The sequence below is a fragment of the Roseburia sp. AF42-8 genome, from assembly GCF_003435965.1.
Lineage (GTDB): Bacteria > Bacillota > Clostridia > Lachnospirales > Lachnospiraceae > Roseburia_C > Roseburia_C amylophila.
Map to the genome: position 1 here is coordinate 1 of NZ_QTVB01000121.1, position 1,339 is coordinate 1,339.

A 1,339-nucleotide genomic window follows, 5' to 3' on the forward strand; every position below is an offset into this window, starting at 1 on the left:
ATTTTTCAGATATTTTTTCCTGATATAACTTCGGAACAATTTTTAATACTGCCAAGGTAATCCCTCCTTCCTTTTACAGAAAATCTGCAATTTGGTATAAATCTTCATTATTTAAGTAGTATTGATCTGTCGCTTCTATCAATCGTTCATTATTTTCACCCAAGTATTTAATGGTAGTTTCAACTTTCTTATGCCCCAAGGCAAAACGAATGTCATTCAAATCCCATCCTTCTTTTCTTCTTTCCTCCGCAAAATAGTGTCGGAGCTGATGCGGATGGGAATTGATATCCGTTTTTTTGGATAGCCTTTTCAACATGCTATACACAGAATCCGCATCTAATGGCTCTCCTTTGTTTTTTCCAGTTAATTTTGTAAATAGATACTCCGAGTTCATCAGACTTTTTCGATTATCAGAAATGTACTTAACCAAGAACTCAAAAGTTGTATTACTTAACAAAGCCATTCTATATTCTGCATTTTTTGCTCTTGCCAAGTTGGTATTAGATTCACGATACCTTACCCAAACCGTCCTTCTTTCAAAATCAATATCTTCGGTATAATGGATTCCTAGAATTTCCCCTAATCTAAGACCGGTTTCTGCCATCATTGCTATCAGCAATAGATCTCTATCATTCGTACAGGCATTTATCAGCTCCTGTATTTCTTCGGATGTTATTTCTTCCAGATTAGATTCTTCTTCTTTGAAGAAACCTTTAAACGAATTCACTGCATTTTGATGATTTACTCCCATACTGTCAAAATATGATACTTTTTTTACTCGTAAGACTTTAAGCATTGGCAAGACATCTTCCAGTGCCAAAAACTGGTAGTATCTGAAGACTGCACCAAGATACATATTGCAGGTCTTATTGCTCGTCTGTGTTTTATGCTCAGTATGCTTTCCACTCTTAACCCAATACAAGAAATCAATAAAATGTTTATTCTGCTCTGAATAGGATAGCAATGTAATCTCATCCAATCCTATCGTTTGCTCCTGCAGATAATTGTAATAATATGAAAGTGCGAAGGCTGCGGATTTTACAGTATTCGGAGAAGCATTAATCTGATCCAGATGCTTCAAATACTTTGATGGAAGGATTTCAATTTCTTCAATATCAGAAATAATCAAAAAACGTGGTCTATTATCTTTCAAAACCGAAACAACCCTATATTTCAATCCACAGCCCTCCTTCCTTTCTTTTCGATTTGTTTGACTTCTTTGACTTCTTGATTTACATTATACACAAAGATATCAAAATGTCAATTACGTTTTTGACTTCTTTGACTTTTAAAGGAATATCAATAAAGCATTTTTTGATTTTCTTTATGTTTTTAAATT

1 protein-coding gene is annotated in these 1,339 nt (G+C 33.9%); it reads right to left on the bottom strand.

All coding sequences use genetic code 11. The features are described 5' to 3' along the window. Nucleotides 1-73: 73 nt before the first annotated feature. The gene (locus DW059_RS15555) at nucleotides 74-1,177 is read right to left on the bottom strand and encodes a tyrosine-type recombinase/integrase (RefSeq protein WP_117699384.1); all 1,104 of its coding nucleotides are present in this window, start codon (nucleotides 1,175-1,177) and stop codon (nucleotides 74-76) included. Nucleotides 1,178-1,339: the final 162 nt, after the last annotated feature.